This window comes from Aliivibrio sifiae, from assembly GCF_002954705.1.
In the GTDB taxonomy this organism is placed as follows: domain Bacteria; phylum Pseudomonadota; class Gammaproteobacteria; order Enterobacterales; family Vibrionaceae; genus Aliivibrio; species Aliivibrio sifiae_A.
This window is the reverse complement of sequence record NZ_MSCO01000002.1, coordinates 881,107-903,218: the sequence shown is the minus strand read 5'-3', so window position 1 is coordinate 903,218 and position 22,112 is coordinate 881,107. Positions and strand designations below refer to the sequence as shown.

Here is a 22,112-nt window from a genome sequence, read left to right as displayed (position 1 = left end):
TTGAATAATGTCTTAAGTTATATAGTGATTAATATCAATATCGTCACATTGTTCAGGCTTTAAATACGCTTTTGCATATTTACTATAAAGACCTGAGGTTAAAAATAAATTAAATAAGTCTTTATCTATATGTTGATCTTTAACCATAAAATTCATGATTTTTAGAGATTCAGATAAAGTTTTTGCTTTTTTGTATGGTCTATCATGACTTGTTAGGGCTTCAAAAATATCGGCGATAGCCATTGCTCGTGCTGTTAATGGCATTTCTTCGGCTTTAAGGCCCATTGGATAACCGGTTCCGTCAACTTTTTCGTGATGACCCCCCGCAATTTTGGGAATATGTTTCATCGTTTTAGGGAATGGAAGTGCTTCTAGCATTTTAATGGTTTGAATTATATGGTCATTTATTGTAAATCGTTCTTCATTATTTAATGTACCACGCTGAATAGATAGGTTATACGCTTCACCTATGTTATTTTTATATTCAGGTGTTTGTAGAGTAAATCGCTCATCTTGAGTTAAATTTTCTGAATTCGGGATTAGGTGAGATTGGTTATCTTGTAACAGAGTAACTGTTGTCGGTAATTGAGTTTTATCAGTATTATTTAAACGAGCTTGCTCTTCCCAAGCAAGGCCAAGGCTACTGTCGAGAGTTTGTTCCCATGTTTGTTGACCAATAGTCTGTATTTGCTTTGCGTCTTGCTCTGATAAAAATTCATCGCCAAGATTTACTCTAGCAATAAGAGCGAATTCTTTATCTAATCGCTGCCATTCTTGTTCTAATTTTTCTTTGTGTGTAGTAGGCAATGCACTGTTAGAGGCTTGTCGCCATTGCTTGATTTCTGCATCACGCTTTAAAACTTCAAACCGAGTTCTGATTTCATGTATTCGATTATAAATTGTCTCTAGTTTTGTTGCTTTATCTACTACATATTCTGGTGTCGTAATTTTCCCACAATCATGTAACCATGAAGCAATTCTGAGCTCTTCTTTTTCTGTTGCATTCAGTGTGAAATCTTTGAATTCAGGGGCTGATGAGTCGCTCGCAACTTTGGAAAGCCATTGAGTAAGCTCAGGGACTTTTTGACAATGATTTCCAGTGTATGGTGATTTTGTATCAATAGCGCTTGCCATGACTTGAATAAATGATTCGAGTAACCCTTTTTGATTTTTCAGCATTTTCCGCCCATGAAGGGCAATGGCAGTAAAATTCATTAAGGACTCAAAGTAATTGAGTTTATCGTTACGTATAGATTCTCTATTTTTAATATTAAAAACCAAGACCATGGCACCAATAGTTTGCTTTCCTTTTGTAAATAATGGGAAAGTGAGTGACCATGTGTCTTCATCTTTTAATCCCAATTTTTTTTGTTCACTTATATCGAGTTTTTGAATGCTTAAACCTTCAAAGGGTTTCTTTTTAACCATTATATATTCAAGAACTTTAGCTATTTTTTTATCATCAAGGGAGTAACGTTTTAATTCACTAATATCTTCGTCTTGACCGTTGGCACGCCACGCAGATTGAGGTTCTATGTATGTTTCATCATCATTAATTAGATAAAGATAAGCCCCCGCCGCTTGCGTTGCATTAGCTGTCCCACGTCCTATAATTTGTATTAGTTCATCAATCTCGTATTCCTCTAATATTGAATTTGTTAGGTTGAAGTAATTTTCTATTGCTGATTTCATGTCTGAAATAGATTTTTTGAGATCCGATATTTCAAGTATTTGTGTGGGAGTTTGATTTATAAATGAAAAATCGAATTTGGATATTAAACTCGCTTGCTTTGTCGCTTGGCGTATTGGTCTTGATATTCTTTGTGAGATTAAATAAACACAAGGAATAGCCAAAAATAATATACCTAAAGACCAGAGTATTGTTTGTTGGCGAATGAGCTGAGCACTAGAGAGCAGTTCAGAGGCTTTTACCGCAATGAGTAAATTTAATGAACGTTCTGAATTAATTGGAACGGAAAATATCTTCCCATACCAATTCTCTCCTTTATGTTGATACCGTTGAATATCCTGATCTAAATGAAGTTTTTTAATGGCTCTTACTATTTCTGAGTTAAATAAATCGTCTAACTTAATAACGGAGTTTTCTTTATCTTTCATTAAGGAAAGGTGGGATGAATTACTGGCATAAATAATATTTTCTTCATCATAAAGCACTCTAAGTGATGATGGATGGATAGAGATACTTTTTAATACGTGGCTAATATTTTGCATTAAAATATCTGCACTAACCACGACATTATTAGCTGCTTTCTGATGGATAGATAAGCCAAATTGTTGTAATCCAGAAAAATAGCGAGGCTTAGATAAGAGGATTTTTTCTTTAACGGATTGTTTAAACCAAGTCTCTTTTTTTGGGGTGTACTGAAGGTCGGTGAGCACCTGTGATGTTATGAGACGGGCTTCAATATCATAAAAAAAGATAGTGGTGTTATTTATTTTGTCAGCGGTGTGATGAATAAAAAAATAATAGGTATTGTCAGGTGTATTTAACTTTTTCCTAAATAGGGAATGTCCTAATATGCCAATACCAAACCAATCTCCATTTGGAAAAGTGATGCGATAGGTTGAGACATGTTTGTGTAGGTCTAACAACATCGCAAATTCCTCAACATAAGCACTGCGTTGCTCTAACGTTTTTGTGTTTATTATATCTCTTTTGGTTAGTATAGAGACAGTTCTAAAAGCAGGTCTGTATTCATTGCGCATAGAAGCGCTTGCTTCTATTGATATTCGGTCAAAAATAGTTGAATTAGCATTAAGCAACAGACTATTTATACTTTTATGTGTTAATAGTATCTGAACCGAACAAATGATGACTATCATAACGATAAACAACGTCGAAATATGAACATGCAATGGAAAGATGAGTTTATTTTTTATTTTTGTTATTAGAGAGTTCATAGAGCACCATTTGTTTTTTATTATCTAGAATAAATTTAGTTTACAAATGATAAAAGATCGACTGAAATGAATAGATAGTTGTGGAAATAAAAAATCCGAGAGCATAAATAGTCTCGGATTTTGTTTATTACTTATTTTTTTATTGCGCAATACTTCTTTAATTATTGAATCGCAGGTTTTGATTCCTCAATGCGTTCTTCTTTACTTAATGACTGTTCGTATTTGTTGTATTTCCACCAAGCGTAACCAAGGAAGATAACAATGCCGCCAACGTTGTAGAAGATAATCGTCATGATATCTGCACCTGTTGGGAAGGTTGAAGCAAAGAAACCTACCGTGAAAATACCAATTAGAATAGAAACAATCGTGATACCGGTAAGGCGAGAGCCCATTCTAAAATCACGCTCTAGGTGATCCAGTTTTAAACGTAGATTCAAGTATGCAATCATGATGAACAGTGGTGGAAGCATAGAAGCCGCCGCTGTCATGTTAATGATAGTACTCATTAAATCTTGTACCGTATCAGACGCTAATGTAGGGATAAACATCAGTGGAATAACGATTAAGAATTGAATCCATGCTGCACGTACTGGCACGCCTTCTTTGTTTAGGGCTACTGTCTTTTCACCAAAAATACCTTTTGGAATTTCAGAGAAGAAGATTTTAACCGGCGTTGCTGTCCACATAAGTAATGAACCAAGCATTGCAGTAAACGATACGATACCAACAAAGCGGTTCATGATTATTTCAGACAAACCAAAGTGTCTTGCCATGCCTTCAAATACTTGTACTGAGCCACCTGTAAATTTCAATACTTCACGAGGGACAAATACGTTCGCTAAGATAGAGCCAACTGAGTAAAGCGCACCAATGATGATAACCTTCACGAAAGACTTGTGACCGCCTTTGATATCATTTACATAAACTGCTACCGATTCTGCACCGCCAGCCGCCATGAAGATCCATGTGATTACACCAAGGAATGCCCAGTTAAATGTTGGTGTCATTGCTTCAATGGTGATTGGGTCTGCTGGTTCAATACCACCAATTAACGCGCCGCCTGATAACAGAATGTAAGACAGAGTAAGCAGAAGCATTAATGATGAGGTTAGCGAGGTAATTGGGCCTAGTAATTTCGCACCATTGTTTGATACATGAGTCGCTACCGCAAACAATAATGTACTTAATACGGCGGTAGTTAATGGTGTAAATATGTACTCAAATCCTAAGAATGCATAAGACGCATAAGCGATGATTCTTGGCAGTAAAGAGGTGAAGAAGAATAGGTTAACAAACCAGTAAGTATATGCGGTTATGAATGCCCAACGGCCGCCTAATGAACTTTTTACCCAAGCGTATACGCCGGCTTCAGAGTTTTTATTTAACGATACAAATTCGGCAACGATTAAACAGAATGGAACAAAATAGAACAGGGTTGCAAGGAAGAACATAGGTGCAGAAGATAGCCCGATTTCAATATTATTATTGATGATATTATTGAAGCTATAAACTGCAGCAAAAGTCATAGACAGTAAGGCGAACTTGCCTATCGTGCCACGAGTTGATGTAGACATAAGGTACTCCGATGAATCACATATTGTAGGTATGGTGGGAGAGATTTAGTCGCGATTTGCGATCCCATCTCTCCCTATTATTTGGCTCTGAATATATTTCCAGATGCCATTTATTTTTATTATTGTTTTCTAGTACTTATCTTGATTTGTTATTTATTCAGGAAGTAACCGTCTTCGATAGTGACTTTTAGAACCACTTTACGAACACGACTATCGCCATGGAATTTGTACGCTTTACTGTTATCAAATACCGCTACTTGACCTTCGCACAGTTGATGTATTTGACCATTACCGTTTAGGTATTCGCGGTCAGTTTCATCTGAATAGGCTTGCACACTTTCTAGGTCAGACTTATCAGCCACTTCAACCGTTTCACGACCTTCTAGGTAGTAGTGAATGTCGAAATAACGACGATTACCTACAAAGTTTTCGGTATTTTTAGCAATGCCATCTTCAATCATGTAAACCAGAGAATCGCCAATGGAATACATGATGTCATCTTTTAGATTACCAATATTTTCAATCGCTTCCACACAACGGTTCCATTTACGGCCGTCACGATATACCACTTTAAATTGTTCTAAGTTGTCCAAAATGATCATTACTTTTCTCCGCCTTCAACTGTTGTTTTTGAAGTGAATGTCGTGTTTGAGGTAAATGTATGGTTTGCCAATGCTTTTGGTGAACAGCCACCTTGTTGGAATGGAACCAACGTCAATGCATACTGGAATTTATCCATGTAAACACGGTATGAATCCAATACTTCAGAGCCCCAAGAGTTAGATCCTAAGCCCATCAGTTTGTGGTTAAGGTTTAGAGTAATGTAGCCACTCTTCTCAAGTTCAATGGTGTGCTGCGCCTCATGGATATTTTGATTGGTGTAGAACCAAGCACTGAAGTTAATCTCTTGCTCAGGTTTAACAAACAGACCAGAACCATGACGATTTGCAAGTGACGCCCAACGAACGTGCTGACGGTTGCCGTTATTTTGTGGGAACGGGTAGTTCTCAAACATAGTAGCAACGGTAGTTTGGTACACATCAATCATGTTTGCTTGTTGGCTGTCTTGGTAGTTCTCTTCTGGGCCACGGCCGTAGTATTGAACTTGGTCAAACTCGTTGTTGATACCAAGATCTAAACCAATCACAGGAATAACATGAGGGTAATCACCATAGCGCTCACCAGAGAGTTGAATGTTTAGCTGACCTTCTTTGTTGATTTCATACACGTAAGTACAACGCATACCAAAATCAAATACAGGCGGCGCAATAATGCTGGTTACCGTAAAGGTTGCTTTGCCATTTGAAGCATCAAGGTCGATAGAGCGGAAATGCTCTTGCATGATTTGAAGATGCGCTGGCTCCCACAGACCTTCATGCTCTTGTTTATGGTTATCTACCATTGGTTTGAAGAAGTTCAGTTTAGGCGAGCTTGCAATTAACTCTTCGCCATTCACTAACCATGAGGTTAACTTACCGTTCACTTTTGAGAAAGTAAGCGCAAAGTTCAGGCCTTTCACGACATAATCTAAACGAGATGCGGTGATATCAAGCGCAATTGCATTACTGTTAGAGAACACTGGAAGTTGCTCTGTGTTTTCTTTTAGTTGCACTTGGTAAATAGCAATGTCGTGATTCGCTTCGCTATACAGAGTGCGAGAATCTTTACGAACGGTGAAGTTAATGAAGGCTTCACGACCGTCTAGTTCTGGCAGTGTAATTTCAATATCACGACTTGAGTTTTCAGCTAAGCCTTCCACTTTTAATGTTGTACTTTGCAGCGTTTCGCCTTCAGCACGGATCTCAGCGGTGATGGTGTAGTCATCAAGGTTTGAGAACCACAACTTGTTATCTACCGTGAAAATACCGTTTGCTGCGTCTTTAGCTTGGATCTTAACCGGTGCGATAACTTGCTTGTATTCTTTTAAGCCAGGCCCTGGAGTTTGATCTGAGTAAACCAAACCATCCATGCAGAAGTTGTAGTTGTTTGGGTAATCGCCGTAATCGCCACCGTATTTTAAGAATTCAGTACCGTTTTCATCTTTCGCAAGAATGCCGTGATCACACCATTCCCAAACATAATGTCCTTGGATTGAATCATGCTTGTAGAACACGTTTTGGTATTCAGTTAACCCACCAGGGCCATTACCCATTGCGTGTGCGTATTCACAAATGATGCGTGGTTTATTATGAGGATGTTCACCAAAGGCATTCATTAGTTGAGCACGAGAGTACATAGTACTGATGATATCAACCACTTCAGCATCACGATCTTCTTCGTAGTGAACTAGGCGAGTATCATCAATCGCTTTTGCAGCATCGTACATTGATTTGATATTACATCCGTAACCAGATTCGTTCCCCAGTGACCACATGATGATTGATGCGTGGTTTTTCTGAGCGTGAATATGACGCTCAATACGCTCTACAAATACGTGTTCCCATGCAGGATCATTGGTGATGCGGCTTAAATCGCCAACGTTAGCAAAGCCGTGTGTTTCTACATCCGTTTCACCCATAACAAATAAGCCGTATACATCACACAGTTCATAGAAACGAGGATCGTTAGGGTAGTGAGCAGTACGTACCGAGTTAATATTGTGTTGCTTCATCAATACGATGTCTTTCTCAACACGATCCATACCAACAGCACGACCTTTTAAATGGTCGTTATCATGACGGTTTACGCCATGCAGCATTACGTATTTGTTGTTGATGTAGAACAGACCATCATGCACTTTAATGTCACGGAAACCAACGCGATTAGGGATGATTTCTAGTGTTTTACCATTCTCATCTTTTAGAGTCAGGATAAGTTGGTACAGGTAAGGATTTTCTGCCGTCCAATGCGTAGGATTTTCCATATCAATCTTGATATCGACCGTGTGGTTCGCATCAAAAGAAAGCGAATTTACAGAGCCTTCAGAAACAACCGTCTTACCATCAAACAGTGTGTAATCAAGTGAATAATTAGACACTGAGCTGTTTGTTAGGTTTTCTAATTGTGCCTTACAAGACAATGTTGCGCTTTGATAATTTTCATCAAAATCAGTACGGATTGTAATGTCTTGAACATGAACTTGCTCTTTACCAACGAGGTAAACATCGCGGAAGATACCGCCAGTCCACCACATGTCTTGGTCTTCAATATAAGTTGAATCAGCCCATTGCATTACACGAACAGAAAGTAGGTTTTCACCTTGTTGTGCAAATTCAGAGATATCAAATTCAGCAGTTAAACGGCTGCCTTTACTAAAACCAACGTAGTTGCCGTTTACGTACACTTCAAAGTACGTTTCTACGCCATCAAATTTAACAATGGTTTGTTTGTTGTTCCACGTTTCACCTAACGTGAAAGTACGTTGATAAGCGCCAGTAGGGTTATCACTTGGTACAAAAGGAACGTCAATAGGGAAAGGGAAGCCTTCATCTGTGTATTGAAGATCGCCATGACCTTCCATCTGCCACATATTAGGAACGGTAATATTGCCCCAATCGCTCATGTGTTCAGAGTAGAACTCGTCAGGCACAAGCAATGGGTTAGTGAAGAAATTGAAATTCCATTGGCCACTTAATAGCTGGTAGTGGCTGCTTAATTCACGTTGGAATGTCTTTGCAGTCTGAACAGAGTCGTATGAGAAAAAGTAAGCACGCGGTGCCATTCTGTTTTCATTAAGGCGGAAGAAGTTTTCCCAATTGTTCACGTGTAGCCTCCCGGTCGATGCCGGTAGTTCTTATATAAGGTAAATAAGTAATAAATTAACTCTCTGGTAAAAGATATTAACTAAAGTTTTAGTAAAATAAGTTGGTAAATTGTTTTACTTTTAACTTGGTCACATATTGAACTGAGCTTTGTGAGCGCGGTAACGTTAATCAAAGTGATTGATACAATTCATTAACGTAAACCTGTGGTTTTTGAGCAATTTGAGGGCGGAGTGATGAAGAAGCATTCCGTGAAGTAGAGTGAGCTACGAATTGGTATGAATATTAATTGGCATTAGTTAAAGAAAGTATTAAGTAAAAGGCATAAAAAAAGCAACGTAATAAACGCTGCTTTTATTAAAATAAAAAAGAGTTTTTAGTTATTTTTTAGTCGTATCACGTAAACGCAATTTACTTGGGATGTAGACGCGAATAGGGATGACACGTTCATCACGACGTCGTTCAATCAATAAGTTCACGCCTTGACTCCCCATTAGTTCAGAATGAATACGAACCGTTGATAAAGAAGGGAAAGTAAACTTGGCGGTTGGAATATCATTCACACTGATTAAAGCAATATCTTCAGGAATACGTAAGCCCTTTTCGTGGATAGCACGTAAAACACCGATAGCAATAGAGTCTGAGGCAATGAACAACGCATTGGGGTGATCGGTTTCTAGCATTGCTTTTGCCAGTTTATAACCTGATGAGCTTGAGAAACTACCACGATATAAGTCTGATTCTGATACCACTCCTTTTAATTGGCCGTATTCTGCAAACACTTCTTCACGAATATCAGAGCAATCAATATCATCCTGCCCACCAATAAAACCAATACGTTGGTAGCCTTGATTCATGAAATAGTTAATTACTTCTTTACTGATACGAGCCAGATCAATATCAACTGAATCAAAGTTCTGTTCGTGATCGGTATAATCAATATAAACAATGTTTTTGCTGATTTTTTGAATCGCTTTTAGCTGTTCTTTTGTTTGACGACCAACAAGTAAAATACCATCTACTTTTGGATTTTTGATCTCTAAACTGCTTTCGTAACTGTTGGTTAATGTGATATCGAATTTATCACATTGAGTTTCAATACCGTGTCTAATCGCAAGATAATAAGGATCATTCACTTCAGTTTCTTGCTTATAATTATATAAAGCGAGGAAGTGCAGTTGTTCTTGGGCTTTTTTGGGTAAAGCACTAGCCAGTTTACGAGTAGAACTGGTTTTGTATTCTAGTTTCTCGGCGATTTCAAAAATACGTCGTTTGGTTTCTTCTTTTACGCTTAATGTAGGATCTTCGTTTAATACACGAGATACGGTTGCCAATGAAACTCCAGCTTCGTTGGCTATTTCCTTTAACGTTGCCATTCATCCTCCAGCCAAAACGTTTTGTTTAATTATTTGTTTTCTATAGTACTGAAAAAAATAAAAACTTGATACTCAAAATTGGTTTTTAGTAAAATTTTACTCTGTTTGGCTATCGTGAATTTTGATATAAGAATCCAATAGGGGCAATGGCTTGATTAAATAGACGTTTTCTTTGTACTAAAAAAAGCTCAGCAGTGGCAATGGCATCGACTAAAGCGTGATGAGCAGGGTAGTTAGGCAGCTTATATTGACGTCTAAGAGAGAATAAACGGAAATCTCTTTGGTAGCGATTATGCTGAATTGTATTTTGCTCGATTCTCAAAGTGTCTAACCAAATCATCGGTAGGTTTGGAAGTCGGTGTGATAGGAAGAATTGTTCTAAAAAACGTTGCTCTATTGTTGCACCATGAACAATTAAGATACTGTTTGGAAGGCTTGTAAAGAACCGCTCCATAGCCTTTTCAATTGAGATCCCCATCTTTTGCTGTTCAGGCAGGATATGATGCAATGAACGCGCGGAATTATCTATATCTGAGTCTCCAGAAATCGAGCTTTCTACTGTGGGCTCATTGATTATGTAATGTTGAGCAGTGTTAAGCTTAATTATATTTTTAATAATATGAACCCAACCGATACTAACAATATGGTCGGTTTCTGGGTTTAGCCCTGAGGTTTCAAAATCTACGACAGTAAAGGTCATGTTATTACTGTCTTCTTTTGGGCTTGGATAAGGAGATTTAAGTAAAACTTGTAAATAATTAGGCAATGTTAGCTCTTGAGTAGCAATTGCTTGTCTCTGTTCTTCTAAACGATGTAATGGGTGACGGTTAGAAAATAGATCCATCATATGATGAATGATATTTTTACGCTCTAATAAATTGTCTGACACTTTACACACCAAACTTCATTTTCATTAGTTCTTGAAAGGTTGACACAATACGGAATGCATCCTTTATATGCTGGCGCTCAAAACTACCAAATAAATCTGGCTGCAATTGGCTATCAATGGGTTTTTCATTTTGTATTGCTTGTAATTGATGCTGAAACCTCAGGCGGTTAACATAATGATAGGTTTCACTAAGATCTTGGTAAGTGGCATCATTTAGGACTTTATGTTCATGTAAGAACTCCATTCGTTCACTCGTGTTTAGGGCCGTTGCCCCTTCCATTAATGAATGAATACGAATGAAATCGACCATGCAAGAGATAGCGGCTTTTTTGATGTTTAATACTTTATTATTATTGCCGTCTTTTTCTAATACCAGATGTTTAAATATCCCCAGCGGTGGACGCGTTCTCAAGGTATTACGAAGCATTGCGATAGTAAGTGACATATTTTTACTTACTAATTCATGACGGCAGGCATCGACATTCTCAAATAGCTCTTCATCACCATAAACAGGACGAATTTCTAAAAATACATTTAGATTAAGCAGTAAATCGTATTCAGGATTAGTACTCCATTTACGATAATATTCCTGCCAAATTTGTGCTTTTTGGCACCATTTAGGCGTAGCTGCCATAAAACGACCAGTACATAAGCTGTAATCTAACTCAGAAAGCGCTTTACATACGTACATTGCAAAGTGGTTGAAATAGATTCTGTCTGATTCTGTCGCATCATCAGAAAGGATGATGGCATTATCTTGATCTGAGGCTAAATGCACTTCGTTTCGAGCATGAGATCCGGCGACTATCCAAGTGAACTTACAAGGCGGTTGACCAAATTGTTGGATAGCAAGCTCTATCAATCGATAAGTGAAAGCATCGTAAATCATACTCAGTACTTGCCCAATTATGATTGGCGATGCATTGCTTTCCATCATCCCCTGGAATACGGCACCGCGTTGTTTTGATTGCTCAATTAAAGTTGCAATTGAATCGGCATGACGGATCTTATCGAGTAAAAAGATAGATTGAACGCTATCGTTCTGAATTAAATGTTGTGGAGTGATAAATCCCGTTACTTGTTTTTGATGGTTGAGTACCGGAATATTTTGAATGCTGTACTTCATCATTAAATGAACCGCGCTCATCACTAGCTCATCTTCATAAACAGTGTGAAGATCTTGGGTCATGATAGAGCTGATAGGGTCATGCACGTTCTTGGCTTGAGCAACTACACGTTTCGTCATGTCCTTATCGGTGATCATCCCAATTAGACGTTTGTTTTCATCGACAATAAAAGCACATGAAACGCCAACTATATTACGCATTTGATGAGCTACAGCTTGAATGGTATCAGTAGGGGAAGCAATCGCTATGGTTGAATCCGCAATATCACTGTTAGGTCGAAGGTAGTTTTGATGCGCATGCTGTTGGCTGTCTTGTTTACTATCCTGCGCGCGCAAACGCGTTTTTAAACTTAAAGCAAGAGATGAAGCGACTTGAGGATAAGCCTCTACAGTTGCCATTAACGAAGTGTAGTCAAAGCGATAAAGAAGTGTATTCTCTATAGCAAAAATGGAATAGCCAAACTCTGAGTCATTTTGCTGTAAGTTAAAACCAAAAATGTCTTCTTCCCCTAACTTGGCACGTAGTGTTCCATCAAAGTTATTCTGCTGCACAACACCAGTTCGAATAATATAAAGATGGGTAGCTTCGTCATTATTCTTGATAGTTTCTTCAGGCCCAAGTAATAAAATATCTACGGTCTGAGCAATATCATTAAGTGTTGTTTGAGGTAATAGGTTAAAAGGGTAAATCGTCTGCAAGAAGGAAACAATGTTAGGGAGGAGTTCATTATTCATATCGGTTGTGCCTTCTTAGTGTTTAATTTTATCAATGCCTTTTACCTTAAGCTAGTATTGAAGGCTATTCATAGTAATCACAATAAAGCGATAATTACTATGAATAGCCTCATCACAAGATGAGGCTAGAGAAGATTACCAGAATACTGAGTACAGCACTGCAAGAATAATCACAACTACGTAAGCGGCAATGTTGAAACTACGCTCAGTAGTAAACATGGAAGAATCTAAGGCGATCGCTTTAGGGTCATCATCATGTTCTGAATTACTCAGGCTAGTAAATGCAATCACTGCCATTGTAAATAGAAGGGTGTATAGCATTTGATCCATGAAAGGCATATTTAGCGGCATAAATTTTAAGAATAGTGCGAATGGAATAGACACTATCACGCCAGTAACTGCGCCTTTACTGTTGGTTTTTTTCCAAAATAAACCCAATAAGAAAACAGCTAAGATACCTGGACTAACTAAACCTGTATATTCTTGAATATATTGGAATGCTTGGCCAAGATTACTTAGCATTGGTGCAATTAGACAAGCAATGATTAACGCGACGATAGCTGACATTCGGCCTACATTTACAAGCTTATGATCACCTGTATTTTTCCCTATGTATTCTTTGTAAATATCCATAGTGAAAATAGTGGCGGTTGAGTTCAGCATTGAAGCCAATGATGAAACAATTGCTGCAGCTAAAGCCGCAAAAACGATACCTTTAAAGCCAACAGGTAAGAATTGAGTTAGCCAAGGATAGGCTTTATCGGCATGAGCAAGAGAGGGCATATTTGTTGTTGCTACATTACCGAGCTGTGACATCAACTCTGGTGACGTTGTGATTACATAAGCTGCAATACCCGGAACAACGACAAGGAATGGTACGATTAATTTTAAGAATGCTGCAAAAATAATCCCTTTTTGTGCTTCAGCGATAGATTTTGCCGCTAATGTTCGTTGAATGATGTATTGGTTAAAGCCCCAGTAATATAGATTTGCAACCCATAAACCACCAATGAGAACCGCAATACCAGGTAAGTTCATATATTGAGGATTACTTTGATCTAAGATCATCTCAAAATGTTCTGGTGCAGCTTCAGCCATTTTAGATAAACCGCTGAACCAGCCATCAGCTCCGCCAATAAAGTCTACAGCCATATAAGTGGTTAATAGGCCGCCAAGAATCAAGAAGAAAACTTGTATAACGTCTGTCCAAACAACCGCAGATAGGCCACCGTAAATGGAATAAGCTAATGCAAATAGAGCTAAACCCAGAATAGAGTACATTAGTGGAATACCAAGGATGGTTTGTAATGCAAGCCCACCTAAATACAGCACAGAGGTTAAGTTTACGAATACATATAATGCAATCCAGAATATGGCTAAGATAGTTTTTAAGTTTTTGTTAAAGCGTTTTTCTACAAACTCTGGAATAGTGTAAATGCCTTTATCAATAAATATTGGCAGGAAGTACTTACCAACAATAATCAATGTGATTGCAGCCATCCATTCGTATGAGGCAATCGCTAAACCAATCGAAAAGCCAGAACCTGACATTCCAATAAACTGTTCAGCTGAAATGTTAGCAGCAATTAATGATGAACCTACTGCCCACCAAGGCAGCGATTTTCCTGCGAGAAAGTAATCTTCTGTACTTTTTTGAGAGCCTTTTTTATCTCTCGATACCCAGAGACCAACGCCGATAATAATTGCTACATAGAGAGCAAAAACAATGATGTCGACAACTCCTAATCCATTTTCTATATCAGACATAGCATTAAACCTACCACTTGTTGTTTTGATTGAAGTTGGATTGTAAACGTTTACAATTTTAAGGGTGGTGATGAATGTCACAAATTGTTACAGATAGAATTAATTTTAAATAAATTTTGTAAGTCATTGTTTTTTATTGTATCGAAAAGGGTGGTGTCGTATTTTTAGCGTGGTGGTGTTATTTTTTTAATAAATGTAAACGTTTACATTTATTTGAAAGTGATCACGATATTCTTTTAAAGGCACTGGTAAACTTTACTAAAATCTAGCAGGAAGAGTGAATCATGAAAGTATTAGTAACAGGCGGAATGGGCTATATAGGTAGCCACACATGTATTCAAATGATTGAAGCAGGTATTGAATCTATCATTTTGGATAACTTGGGAAACAGCAAAGTCGCAGTGCTTGATCGCATTGAAGCGTTAACTCAAGTTCGTCCTGTTTTTTATCAGGGAGATATTCGTGATGAAGCTTGTCTAGATAAAATTTTTGCAGAACATACGATTTCATCTGTGATTCACTTTGCTGGCTTAAAAGCGGTGGGTGAGTCTGTGGCAAAACCTCTAGAGTATTACGATAACAATGTGAATGGCTCATTGGTGCTGGCTCGTTCAATGCGAAAAGCAAATGTAAAAAGCATCGTATTTAGCTCTTCTGCAACCGTATATGGTGATCCTGCCATTGTTCCTATTACTGAAAGTTCACCAACAGGAGCAACAACCAATCCATATGGCCGCAGTAAATACATGGTTGAAGAGTGTTTCTCTGATCTGTTTGATGCTGAGAACGATTGGAGCATCACCTTACTTCGCTATTTCAACCCAGTAGGTGCACACCCATCAGGCACTATGGGTGAAGATCCTCAAGGTATTCCAAATAATCTAATGCCATTTATTGCTCAAGTTGCTGTCGGTCGTCGTGAATCATTGTCTGTATTTGGTAATGATTATCCGACACCAGATGGAACAGGGGTTCGTGATTACATTCATGTGATGGATTTAGCCGATGGGCATATCGCCGCATTAAAAGCGGTGGGTGAAAAATCAGGTCTTCATATTTACAACTTAGGCACTGGTAAAGGCTCAAGTGTATTAGAAATGGTTGAGGCATTTTCTCAAGCATCAGGTAAGCCGGTTCCTTATACCTTATGCCCACGTCGTGCAGGCGACATTGCTGAATGTTGGGCAAGCACCGAAAAAGCAGAAAAAGAATTAGGCTGGAAAGCTACTCGCAATGTGATGGAAATGAGTGCAGATACATGGCGTTGGCAGTCGAATAATCCAAAGGGTTATTGAGAGAGCTAAGGTTTCAGGTTTAAGGCTTCAGGGAGGAGAACTATAAGGTAGTCTCCCCTTGAATTAGCGAATCATTTTAAAGAATTGAGTATAAAAATCATGTCAAATGTTGAGTTTAACCCAGTTGATCATCCGCATCGTCGTTATAACCCATTAACGGGACAGTGGATTTTAGTATCACCGCATCGTGCGAAACGTCCGTGGAGTGGTCAAGATGAAAAACCATCGACAGAGCAATTACCACAATACGACAAAGGCTGTTTCTTATGCCCAACCAATGATCGTATCTCAGGTGACACGAATCCAGATTACAAAGGCACTTACGTATTCAGTAATGACTTTGCCGCACTAATGACGGATTCACCAGAAGCGCCACAATCAACAAATCCGTTATTTAAAACACAAGGGGTTCGAGGATTAAGCCGAGTGATTTGCTTCTCGCCAGATCACAGCAAAACCTTACCTGAGCTGCCAGTCGGTCAAATTCGTAATGTGATTGATACATGGAACGATCAAATTGAAGAGTTAGGCAAAGAGTACGTTTGGGTTCAAGCATTTGAGAATAAAGGCGAGACAATGGGGTGTTCTCAACCGCATCCACACGGTCAAATCTGGGCAAATAGCTTCCTACCCAATGAGATTGAGCGTAAAGAAAAACACTTAAAAGAATATTACCAAGAACACGGCTCAAATCTGTTGGTTGATTATGTAGAGTCAGAATTAAAAGATGGCGAGCGTACGGTTGTAGAAACAGAGCATTGGATTGCAGTCGTACCTTATTGGGCTGCATGGCCATTTGAAACCATGTTACTACCAAAAACACATATTCGCCGCATGAGTGAATTAACGGACGAGCAACGTGATGATTTGGCATTAGCAATCAAAAAGCTAACCAGCCGTTACGACAACTTGTTCCAGTGCTCATTCCCATACTCGATGGGTTGGCATTATGCGCCTTTCTTTGAAGAGGGCACAGACGTTGATCATTGGCAATTACACGCATTGTTTTATCCGCCACTGCTTCGTTCTGCATCGGTTCGTAAATTCATGGTGGGCTATGAAATGTTAGCCGAAAGCCAACGTGATTTAACCGCCGAGCAAGCCGCGCAGAAACTGCGTGATGTGAGCGATGTGCATTATAAGGATTAGGGACTAGGACGCTTCGCTAAAGGGTTCAGGGGTATTTGTTGTGACTATGGTGTTTAACGAATGTAACCCTGAAACCTGCAAGGGAGCTTGTGACCGATCTGAAACCTAAAAATAGAATTCCCTACAAATTTTGAGAACAAGACTATGACAAACCTAATTCAAAACGTAAAAGACGCATTCAACTCAGTACTTTCTTACGCACCAACACACATTATTCAAGCGCCGGGTCGTGTAAACTTAATTGGTGAACATACCGACTATAACGACGGTTTCGTATTGCCTTGTGCGATTAACTACCAAACCGTAGTGGCAGCAGCAAAACGTGATGACAATATTGTTCGTGTCGTATCGGTTGATTATGGCAATGAAACCGACGAGTTTGATATCACTCAAGAGATCACATTCCAAGAAAACAAAATGTGGGCGAACTACATTCGTGGCGTAGTGAAATGCTTAATCGGTCGTGGTTTTGAGTTTAAAGGCGCCGATATTTCAGTATCAGGAAACGTACCACAAGGCGCTGGTTTAAGTTCATCAGCCGCATTGGAAGTGGTTATCGGTCAAACCTTCAAAGAGCTGTATAACCTAAACATTAGCCAAGCAGAAATTGCACTGAACGGTCAACAAGCAGAGAACGAATTTGTCGGTTGTAACTGCGGAATCATGGATCAAATGATCTCCGCAGAAGGCAACGAAAACCACGCGATGCTATTGGATTGTCGCTCACTAGAAACCACAGCGGTATCAATGCCAGAAAACATGTCAGTAGTGATTATTAACTCAAATAAAAAACGTGGTTTGGTTGATTCAGAATACAACACTCGCCGTGAACAATGTGAAGAAGCCGCACGTATCTTTGGTGTAAAAGCACTGCGTGATGTAAGCATTGAAGAGCTCAACGCAAAAGCACATGAATTGGATGAAATGGTCGCAAAACGTGCGCGTCACGTGATTACAGAAAATGATCGTACCGAAGAAGCGGCAAAAGTGTTAGCGTCAGGTGATATGAAACGCATGGCTGTTCTTATGGCTGAATCTCATGCCTCAATGCGTGATGATTTTGAAATCACGGTAAATGAAGTTGATACCTTGGTTGATATCGTTAAAAACGTGATTGGTACAGAAGGCGGTGTTCGCATGACTGGAGGCGGTTTCGGTGGCTGTATCGTTGCTTTAGTTCCGCCAGTATTAGTGGATGAAGTTAAAGCTGCGGTTGAAGAACTGTATGAAACGGCAACAGGCCTAAAAGAATCAATTTATGTGTGCCAAGCAAAAAATGGTGCAGGTTTAGTAGAAGTGCTGTAAGGAATACACATGACAGAACAATCAACATTGTTCGAAACCATGACAAAGGAGGCGGCCAGCGATGGTCGCCTTGCTCAGTTATTCGAACTTAAAAATGAAAACGGAATGCGCGCTGTGTTTATGGACATTGGCGCGACGTGGTTAAGTTGCAGAGTGCCAGTAAAGGGCAAACTGCGTGAAGTGCTACTTGGCCAATCAACAATGGCAGGCTTTAAAAAACAAGCAAGTTATATGGGTGTTACTGTAGGTCGCTATGCCAATCGAATTGCGAATGGTCAGTTTAAAATTGATGGCACTAAATACCAAGTAGATACCAACCAAGCAGGCAATACTTTACACGGTGGTACTGAAGGGTTTGATAAGCGTCGTTGGTCAGTAGTAAAAGAGACAACAAACAGCGTTGAATTTAGTTTAATTTCACCTGATGGCGACCAAGGTTTTCCTGGCGAGTTAAGGGTTAACGTAAAATATCAATTAACAGATGATAATGAAGTTGTGATTAGTTATAGCGCAAAAACAACTAAACCAACGCCAATTAATTTAACTAATCATGCGTATTTTAACTTGCTTGGTGCTGACAGTGAGTATCTCGCTCTTGATCATATATTAAGCATTAATTCAGAAGAATTTGTTCCAACTACTGATGCAGGTATACCTAAAGGGCTGTGGAAAAAAGTAAAAGACACCAATTTTGATTTCACCGATCCTAAAGTGATTTCACAAGATTTTATGCTAGACAAAGACCAAGATAACGCCAAAGGTTATGACCACTCATTTGTGCTAGATAAAGCGTGTGCAAAAGGGGAGTGTGCAGCAAGCCTAACCTCTCCTGATAGCTTAGTTACAATGCATGTGGTGACCACAAAACCAGCAATGCAGTTATATACTGGAAATTGGTTAGCAGGTACACCAAATCGTATCGGTGGTGAATATCAAGATTATTCAGGTGTGGCATTAGAAACACAGTTCTTACCTGATGCGGTTAACCATCCAGAATGGCCTCAGCCAAGTGCTATTTTATCGCCTAGTGATACTTATCATTATGAAACCTGTTATCAGTTTATTGTATAAATTGAGGTGCGTTCTATAAGAAATCCCTAATCATTAAGTGGTTAGGGATTTTTTTATTCATAAATTAATGAGGCTTTGATCATACTTAACCATGCTTTTTTATGAAAAAGTGCCTATGCTGATTATAGTTAATAATTATAATTGATAAATTAAGCGCTAGGTATTTTATGAGTAAAGATATGTCCTTAAAGAAAAAAAGCATATTGGCGTTAGGCTGCTATGTGTGTTTTTTAATCGCTATTATCGGAAGTATCACCTATTACGTTGTTCAATCACCTATTCGTTCTAATTTAGAAAATAATCTTGATGTAAGAACTCAACTTTTATCACGAGAAATAGATGATCCACTTAGCCATTCTCTTTCAACATTGCACGCCCTAGTTGGCGTTGTTGTCAGTGGTTATTCTCCTGATGTAATTCAAAATATGCTCTCTTCTGTGCTTAAAGAAAGCGATGACATCATTATTAGTGGTGGGATATGGCCCGAGCCTAATACATACATACCTTCTAAACGTTTAGCCAGTGTGTTTTTTGCGCGAGATGAACAGGGAGGGGTTAAGCTGATTGACGATTATAATAAACCGAGTGCATTACCCTATCAAAATGAATCTTGGTATGTATCTGTTGCTCATGAGAACAGCGATCAACGAATTTCATGGTCTGAGGTTTATATTGATCCTTTCACTAAACAGAAAATGATCACGGCTTCTCAGCCTTATTTTAATGAAGGGAAGTTTGTTGGAGTAGCAACCATAGATATCTCTCTTAAAGGGTTAATCAGTGTTATTGAATCCCAAGCTGAGAAACACAAATTAGGTATTATCATTAAGAATTCTGATATCACTATTGCAGAATATAAATTTAACGTGCAAGAAGACATGTATGTAGTGAAACATACGATGGAAGATTTTAATTGGGAAATTAATGTTACTAATTCTTATCGAACGGTTTCTGATGAAATTTATGCACAGATAATTAATATTGAATTAGGTATTGTTCCTATTTTATTACTGTGTGTGATTATGGGTTATTACATCATTAATCGCAGTTTAATTAATCCGATTATCTTAATATCAGATCAGATTAATGAAACCGACTCGAATGAAAAAATAGACATTAATTATTCTTACAAAGATGAAATTGGTAATTTGATCTCCTCGTTTAACAAGAAAACAGAATTTCTTGAGATAGAGAAAATTAAAGCAGAATCATCAACTAAAGCGAAGAGTTCTTTCTTAGCTAACATGTCCCATGAGATCCGTACTCCATTAAATGGCATTATTGGTATGTCTGATATCTTGGCTGAAACAGCGTTAAATCCAGTGCAGACTGAATATTTACATACCATAGAAACCTCATCTCAAACCTTGCTCCTATTGATTAATGACATTCTTGATTTATCTAAAATAGAATCAGGTAATCTGGTATTGGTGCCACAACAATCTCATGTTGCAGAAGTTGCCTACGACACACTAACGGTTGTATTAGGAAAAGCATCAGATAAAGGGTTAGCGTTGCAGGTTGAACTTGCACCAAATTTACCTGATATCGTGATGTTAGATGAGCATAGGCTACGCCAAGTACTGATGAATTTATTGTCTAATGCGGTTAAGTTTACTCAAAATGGCGCCGTGATTTTATCTATTAATTATGAAGAAAAAGCTGACTCACGAGGGACGTTACTTTTTGCGGTAAAAGATACTGGTATTGGTATTAGTAAAGATAAGTTAAAACAAGTATTTGAACCGTTCACTCAAGAAGATAGCTCTATTACACGCCAATTCGGTGGAACAGGGCTAGGGCTAGCGATTTGTCGTCAGTTAGTTGAATTGTTAGGCGGTGAAATTAAATTAGATTCAGAAAAGGGATTTGGAAGTAAGTTTTACTTCACGCTTGATGTTGACGTTGTTGAATCAAATATTCCTAAACTAAAAGAGTGTAGTAGTACTAAGTGTCTGATTATTAGTAATAATAAAACCTATGCTTCGCAGTTAAATATGGAGTGTAATCAATTAGGCTTATCTCCTGTAGTTGTGCGAAATAGTGATGATATTCAAACTCAAGCTGCAAACTATGATGTGATTATATATTGCCAAGATACATTGACCTCTACGCTTAAAAACGTAGATAAAATAAATGAATTAACTCATCGACCAGGTTTGATTATTTGTCGAAAACAAGCAGACGAGAAAGCTGATTTTAAACATGCCATTGATGGTTTGATAATTTATCCTTTACTTGGAAAACGATTCAGTAAAGTGATGAAACAAACCATCATATCTGCAAAAAATAGACATAATGAGGAAGATGCCACTCCATTGAATGGAGTCTCTCCAGATGATGTTCCTGCTGAAGCAGAAAATAATAAAGTAGAAGAGAAAGCGATACTGGTTGTGGAAGATAACCTAATCAACCAAAAAGTGGCTTCATTACTACTGAAAAAAGAAGGTTTCCGTGTTGATTTAGCGAATGATGGTCAAGAAGCTGTCGAAATGATCAAAGCCCAAAAAACGACGTATTCATTAATATTAATGGATTGTATGATGCCAGTGATGGATGGATTTGCTGCAACTGAAGCGATTCGAGCATGGGAACAAACACAAATTCAAAAGCGTTTACCAATCATAGCACTGACAGCAAGTGTGTTTGTTGAAGATATCGATAAATGTTACCAGTCTGGTATGGATGACTACGTTGCAAAACCATTCAAGAAAGAGATTATTTTAGAGAAACTTGAAGCTTATACCTAACTGAATTTTAAATCTAAATAAAAGGCTAAGTATATTAATGACTTGGCTTTTTTAGATTTTTAGAAGTAGGATAAAGATAATTGATTAATTCATCTTAGACACAGATGCTCGTTTGATTAAAGAAGCTTTAAAAATGGTGCCTTTAATTGTCGTATTATCTTCTTTTGCTAAGGCCAGAGATAACTCTGCAGCTTGCTCTGCCATTGCTTGAATTGGGTAATCCATGGTGCTGAGTTTTGGGTGAAGATATTTAGCAATCAAGCCATTATCAAATCCCATTAAAGAGATCTTATTAGGCACTGAGATGCTATATTCTTCTAGTGTCGATAATGCTCCAGCAGCCATGTAATCGTTGTAGCAAACAGCCGCTGTAAAGGGTGTTTCTTTATTAAGTAGTGTTTGCATTGCGATTGTACCGCCTTCATCTGTAGGCTCTGCGGCAATGATTAGAG

At 38.3% G+C, this 22,112-nt stretch carries 13 protein-coding genes and 1 pseudogene; 5 read left to right on the top strand and 9 right to left on the bottom strand.

What is annotated here, in order from left to right:
* Nucleotides 1–12: 12 nt before the first annotated feature.
* The 8 genes from BTO22_RS15040 to BTO22_RS15005 form a co-directional block, all read right to left on the bottom strand.
* A complete protein-coding gene (locus BTO22_RS15040; RefSeq protein ID WP_181044664.1) occupies nt 13–2,922 on the bottom strand; it encodes an HD domain-containing phosphohydrolase in 2,910 nt (969 codons plus the stop codon).
* Between the two features lie 161 nt (nt 2,923–3,083).
* On the bottom strand, nt 3,084–4,496 hold the full coding sequence (locus BTO22_RS15035; protein ID WP_105056175.1) for an amino acid permease: 1,413 nt from the start codon (nt 4,494–4,496) through the stop codon (nt 3,084–3,086).
* A 149-nt stretch (nt 4,497–4,645) separates the two neighbouring features.
* Nucleotides 4,646–5,098: a beta-galactosidase subunit beta gene (locus tag BTO22_RS15030; protein ID WP_105056174.1), complete on the bottom strand. Its 453-nt coding sequence runs from the start codon at nt 5,096–5,098 to the stop codon at nt 4,646–4,648.
* The gene (gene ebgA, locus BTO22_RS15025; protein WP_105056173.1) at nt 5,098–8,199 is read right to left on the bottom strand and encodes a beta-galactosidase subunit alpha; all 3,102 of its coding nucleotides are present in this window, start codon (nt 8,197–8,199) and stop codon (nt 5,098–5,100) included. Before ebgA ends, BTO22_RS15030 begins: the two co-directional genes overlap by 1 nt.
* A 378-nt stretch (nt 8,200–8,577) precedes the next feature.
* The gene (ebgR, locus tag BTO22_RS15020; RefSeq protein ID WP_105056172.1) at nt 8,578–9,573 is read right to left on the bottom strand and encodes a transcriptional regulator EbgR; all 996 of its coding nucleotides are present in this window, start codon (nt 9,571–9,573) and stop codon (nt 8,578–8,580) included.
* Nucleotides 9,574–9,682: 109 nt separating this feature from the next.
* Nucleotides 9,683–10,462: a 3'-5' exonuclease gene (locus BTO22_RS15015; protein ID WP_105056171.1), complete on the bottom strand. Its 780-nt coding sequence runs from the start codon at nt 10,460–10,462 to the stop codon at nt 9,683–9,685.
* 1 nt (nt 10,463) lies between these two features.
* Complete coding sequence (locus BTO22_RS15010; RefSeq protein ID WP_105056170.1) at nt 10,464–12,323, bottom strand: DUF294 nucleotidyltransferase-like domain-containing protein; 1,860 nt, start codon at nt 12,321–12,323, stop codon at nt 10,464–10,466.
* A 135-nt stretch (nt 12,324–12,458) separates the two neighbouring features.
* Nucleotides 12,459–14,090, bottom strand: coding sequence for a sodium/sugar symporter (locus tag BTO22_RS15005; protein ID WP_105056169.1), 1,632 nt, complete (start codon nt 14,088–14,090; stop codon nt 12,459–12,461).
* Between the two features lie 284 nt (nt 14,091–14,374).
* Between BTO22_RS15005 and galE the strand changes: the two genes are divergently transcribed.
* The 5 genes from galE to BTO22_RS14980 all read left to right on the top strand — a co-directional run bounded on the left by galE (nt 14,375) and on the right by BTO22_RS14980 (nt 21,660).
* Nucleotides 14,375–15,385 (top strand): UDP-glucose 4-epimerase GalE, encoded by a 1,011-nt coding sequence (gene galE, locus BTO22_RS15000; RefSeq protein WP_105056168.1) that lies wholly within the window; start codon nt 14,375–14,377, stop codon nt 15,383–15,385.
* Nucleotides 15,386–15,484: 99 nt separating this feature from the next.
* Nucleotides 15,485–16,534: a UDP-glucose--hexose-1-phosphate uridylyltransferase gene (locus BTO22_RS14995; protein ID WP_105056167.1), complete on the top strand. Its 1,050-nt coding sequence runs from the start codon at nt 15,485–15,487 to the stop codon at nt 16,532–16,534.
* 144 nt (nt 16,535–16,678) lie between these two features.
* Complete coding sequence (gene galK, locus BTO22_RS14990; protein WP_105056166.1) at nt 16,679–17,839, top strand: galactokinase; 1,161 nt, start codon at nt 16,679–16,681, stop codon at nt 17,837–17,839.
* 9 nt (nt 17,840–17,848) lie between these two features.
* On the top strand, nt 17,849–18,910 hold the full coding sequence (galM, locus tag BTO22_RS14985; RefSeq protein ID WP_105056165.1) for a galactose-1-epimerase: 1,062 nt from the start codon (nt 17,849–17,851) through the stop codon (nt 18,908–18,910).
* A gap of 167 nt (nt 18,911–19,077) precedes the next feature.
* Nucleotides 19,078–21,660: an ATP-binding protein gene (locus tag BTO22_RS14980; protein WP_105056164.1), complete on the top strand. Its 2,583-nt coding sequence runs from the start codon at nt 19,078–19,080 to the stop codon at nt 21,658–21,660.
* Between the two features lie 84 nt (nt 21,661–21,744).
* Here the strand turns inward: BTO22_RS14980 and BTO22_RS20240 are convergent.
* Nucleotides 21,745–22,112: pseudogene (locus tag BTO22_RS20240) on the bottom strand (substrate-binding domain-containing protein); the annotation flags it as partial.

What these genes read in the sequence shown, in the direction of transcription:
- ebgR (WP_105056172.1), bottom strand. Translation starts at nt 9,573, where the DNA reads ATGGCAACGTTAAAGGAAATAGCCAACGAAGCTGGAGTTTCATTGGCA.
- BTO22_RS14995 (WP_105056167.1), top strand. Translation starts at nt 15,485, where the DNA reads ATGTCAAATGTTGAGTTTAACCCAGTTGATCATCCGCATCGTCGTTAT.
- galK (WP_105056166.1), top strand. Translation starts at nt 16,679, where the DNA reads ATGACAAACCTAATTCAAAACGTAAAAGACGCATTCAACTCAGTACTT.
- BTO22_RS15040 (WP_181044664.1), bottom strand. Translation starts at nt 2,922, where the DNA reads ATGAACTCTCTAATAACAAAAATAAAAAATAAACTCATCTTTCCATTG.
- galM (WP_105056165.1), top strand. Translation starts at nt 17,849, where the DNA reads ATGACAGAACAATCAACATTGTTCGAAACCATGACAAAGGAGGCGGCC.
- galE (WP_105056168.1), top strand. Translation starts at nt 14,375, where the DNA reads ATGAAAGTATTAGTAACAGGCGGAATGGGCTATATAGGTAGCCACACA.
- BTO22_RS15010 (WP_105056170.1), bottom strand. Translation starts at nt 12,323, where the DNA reads ATGAATAATGAACTCCTCCCTAACATTGTTTCCTTCTTGCAGACGATT.
- BTO22_RS15035 (WP_105056175.1), bottom strand. Translation starts at nt 4,496, where the DNA reads ATGTCTACATCAACTCGTGGCACGATAGGCAAGTTCGCCTTACTGTCT.
- BTO22_RS15030 (WP_105056174.1), bottom strand. Translation starts at nt 5,098, where the DNA reads ATGATCATTTTGGACAACTTAGAACAATTTAAAGTGGTATATCGTGAC.
- BTO22_RS14980 (WP_105056164.1), top strand. Translation starts at nt 19,078, where the DNA reads ATGAGTAAAGATATGTCCTTAAAGAAAAAAAGCATATTGGCGTTAGGC.
- BTO22_RS15005 (WP_105056169.1), bottom strand. Translation starts at nt 14,090, where the DNA reads ATGTCTGATATAGAAAATGGATTAGGAGTTGTCGACATCATTGTTTTT.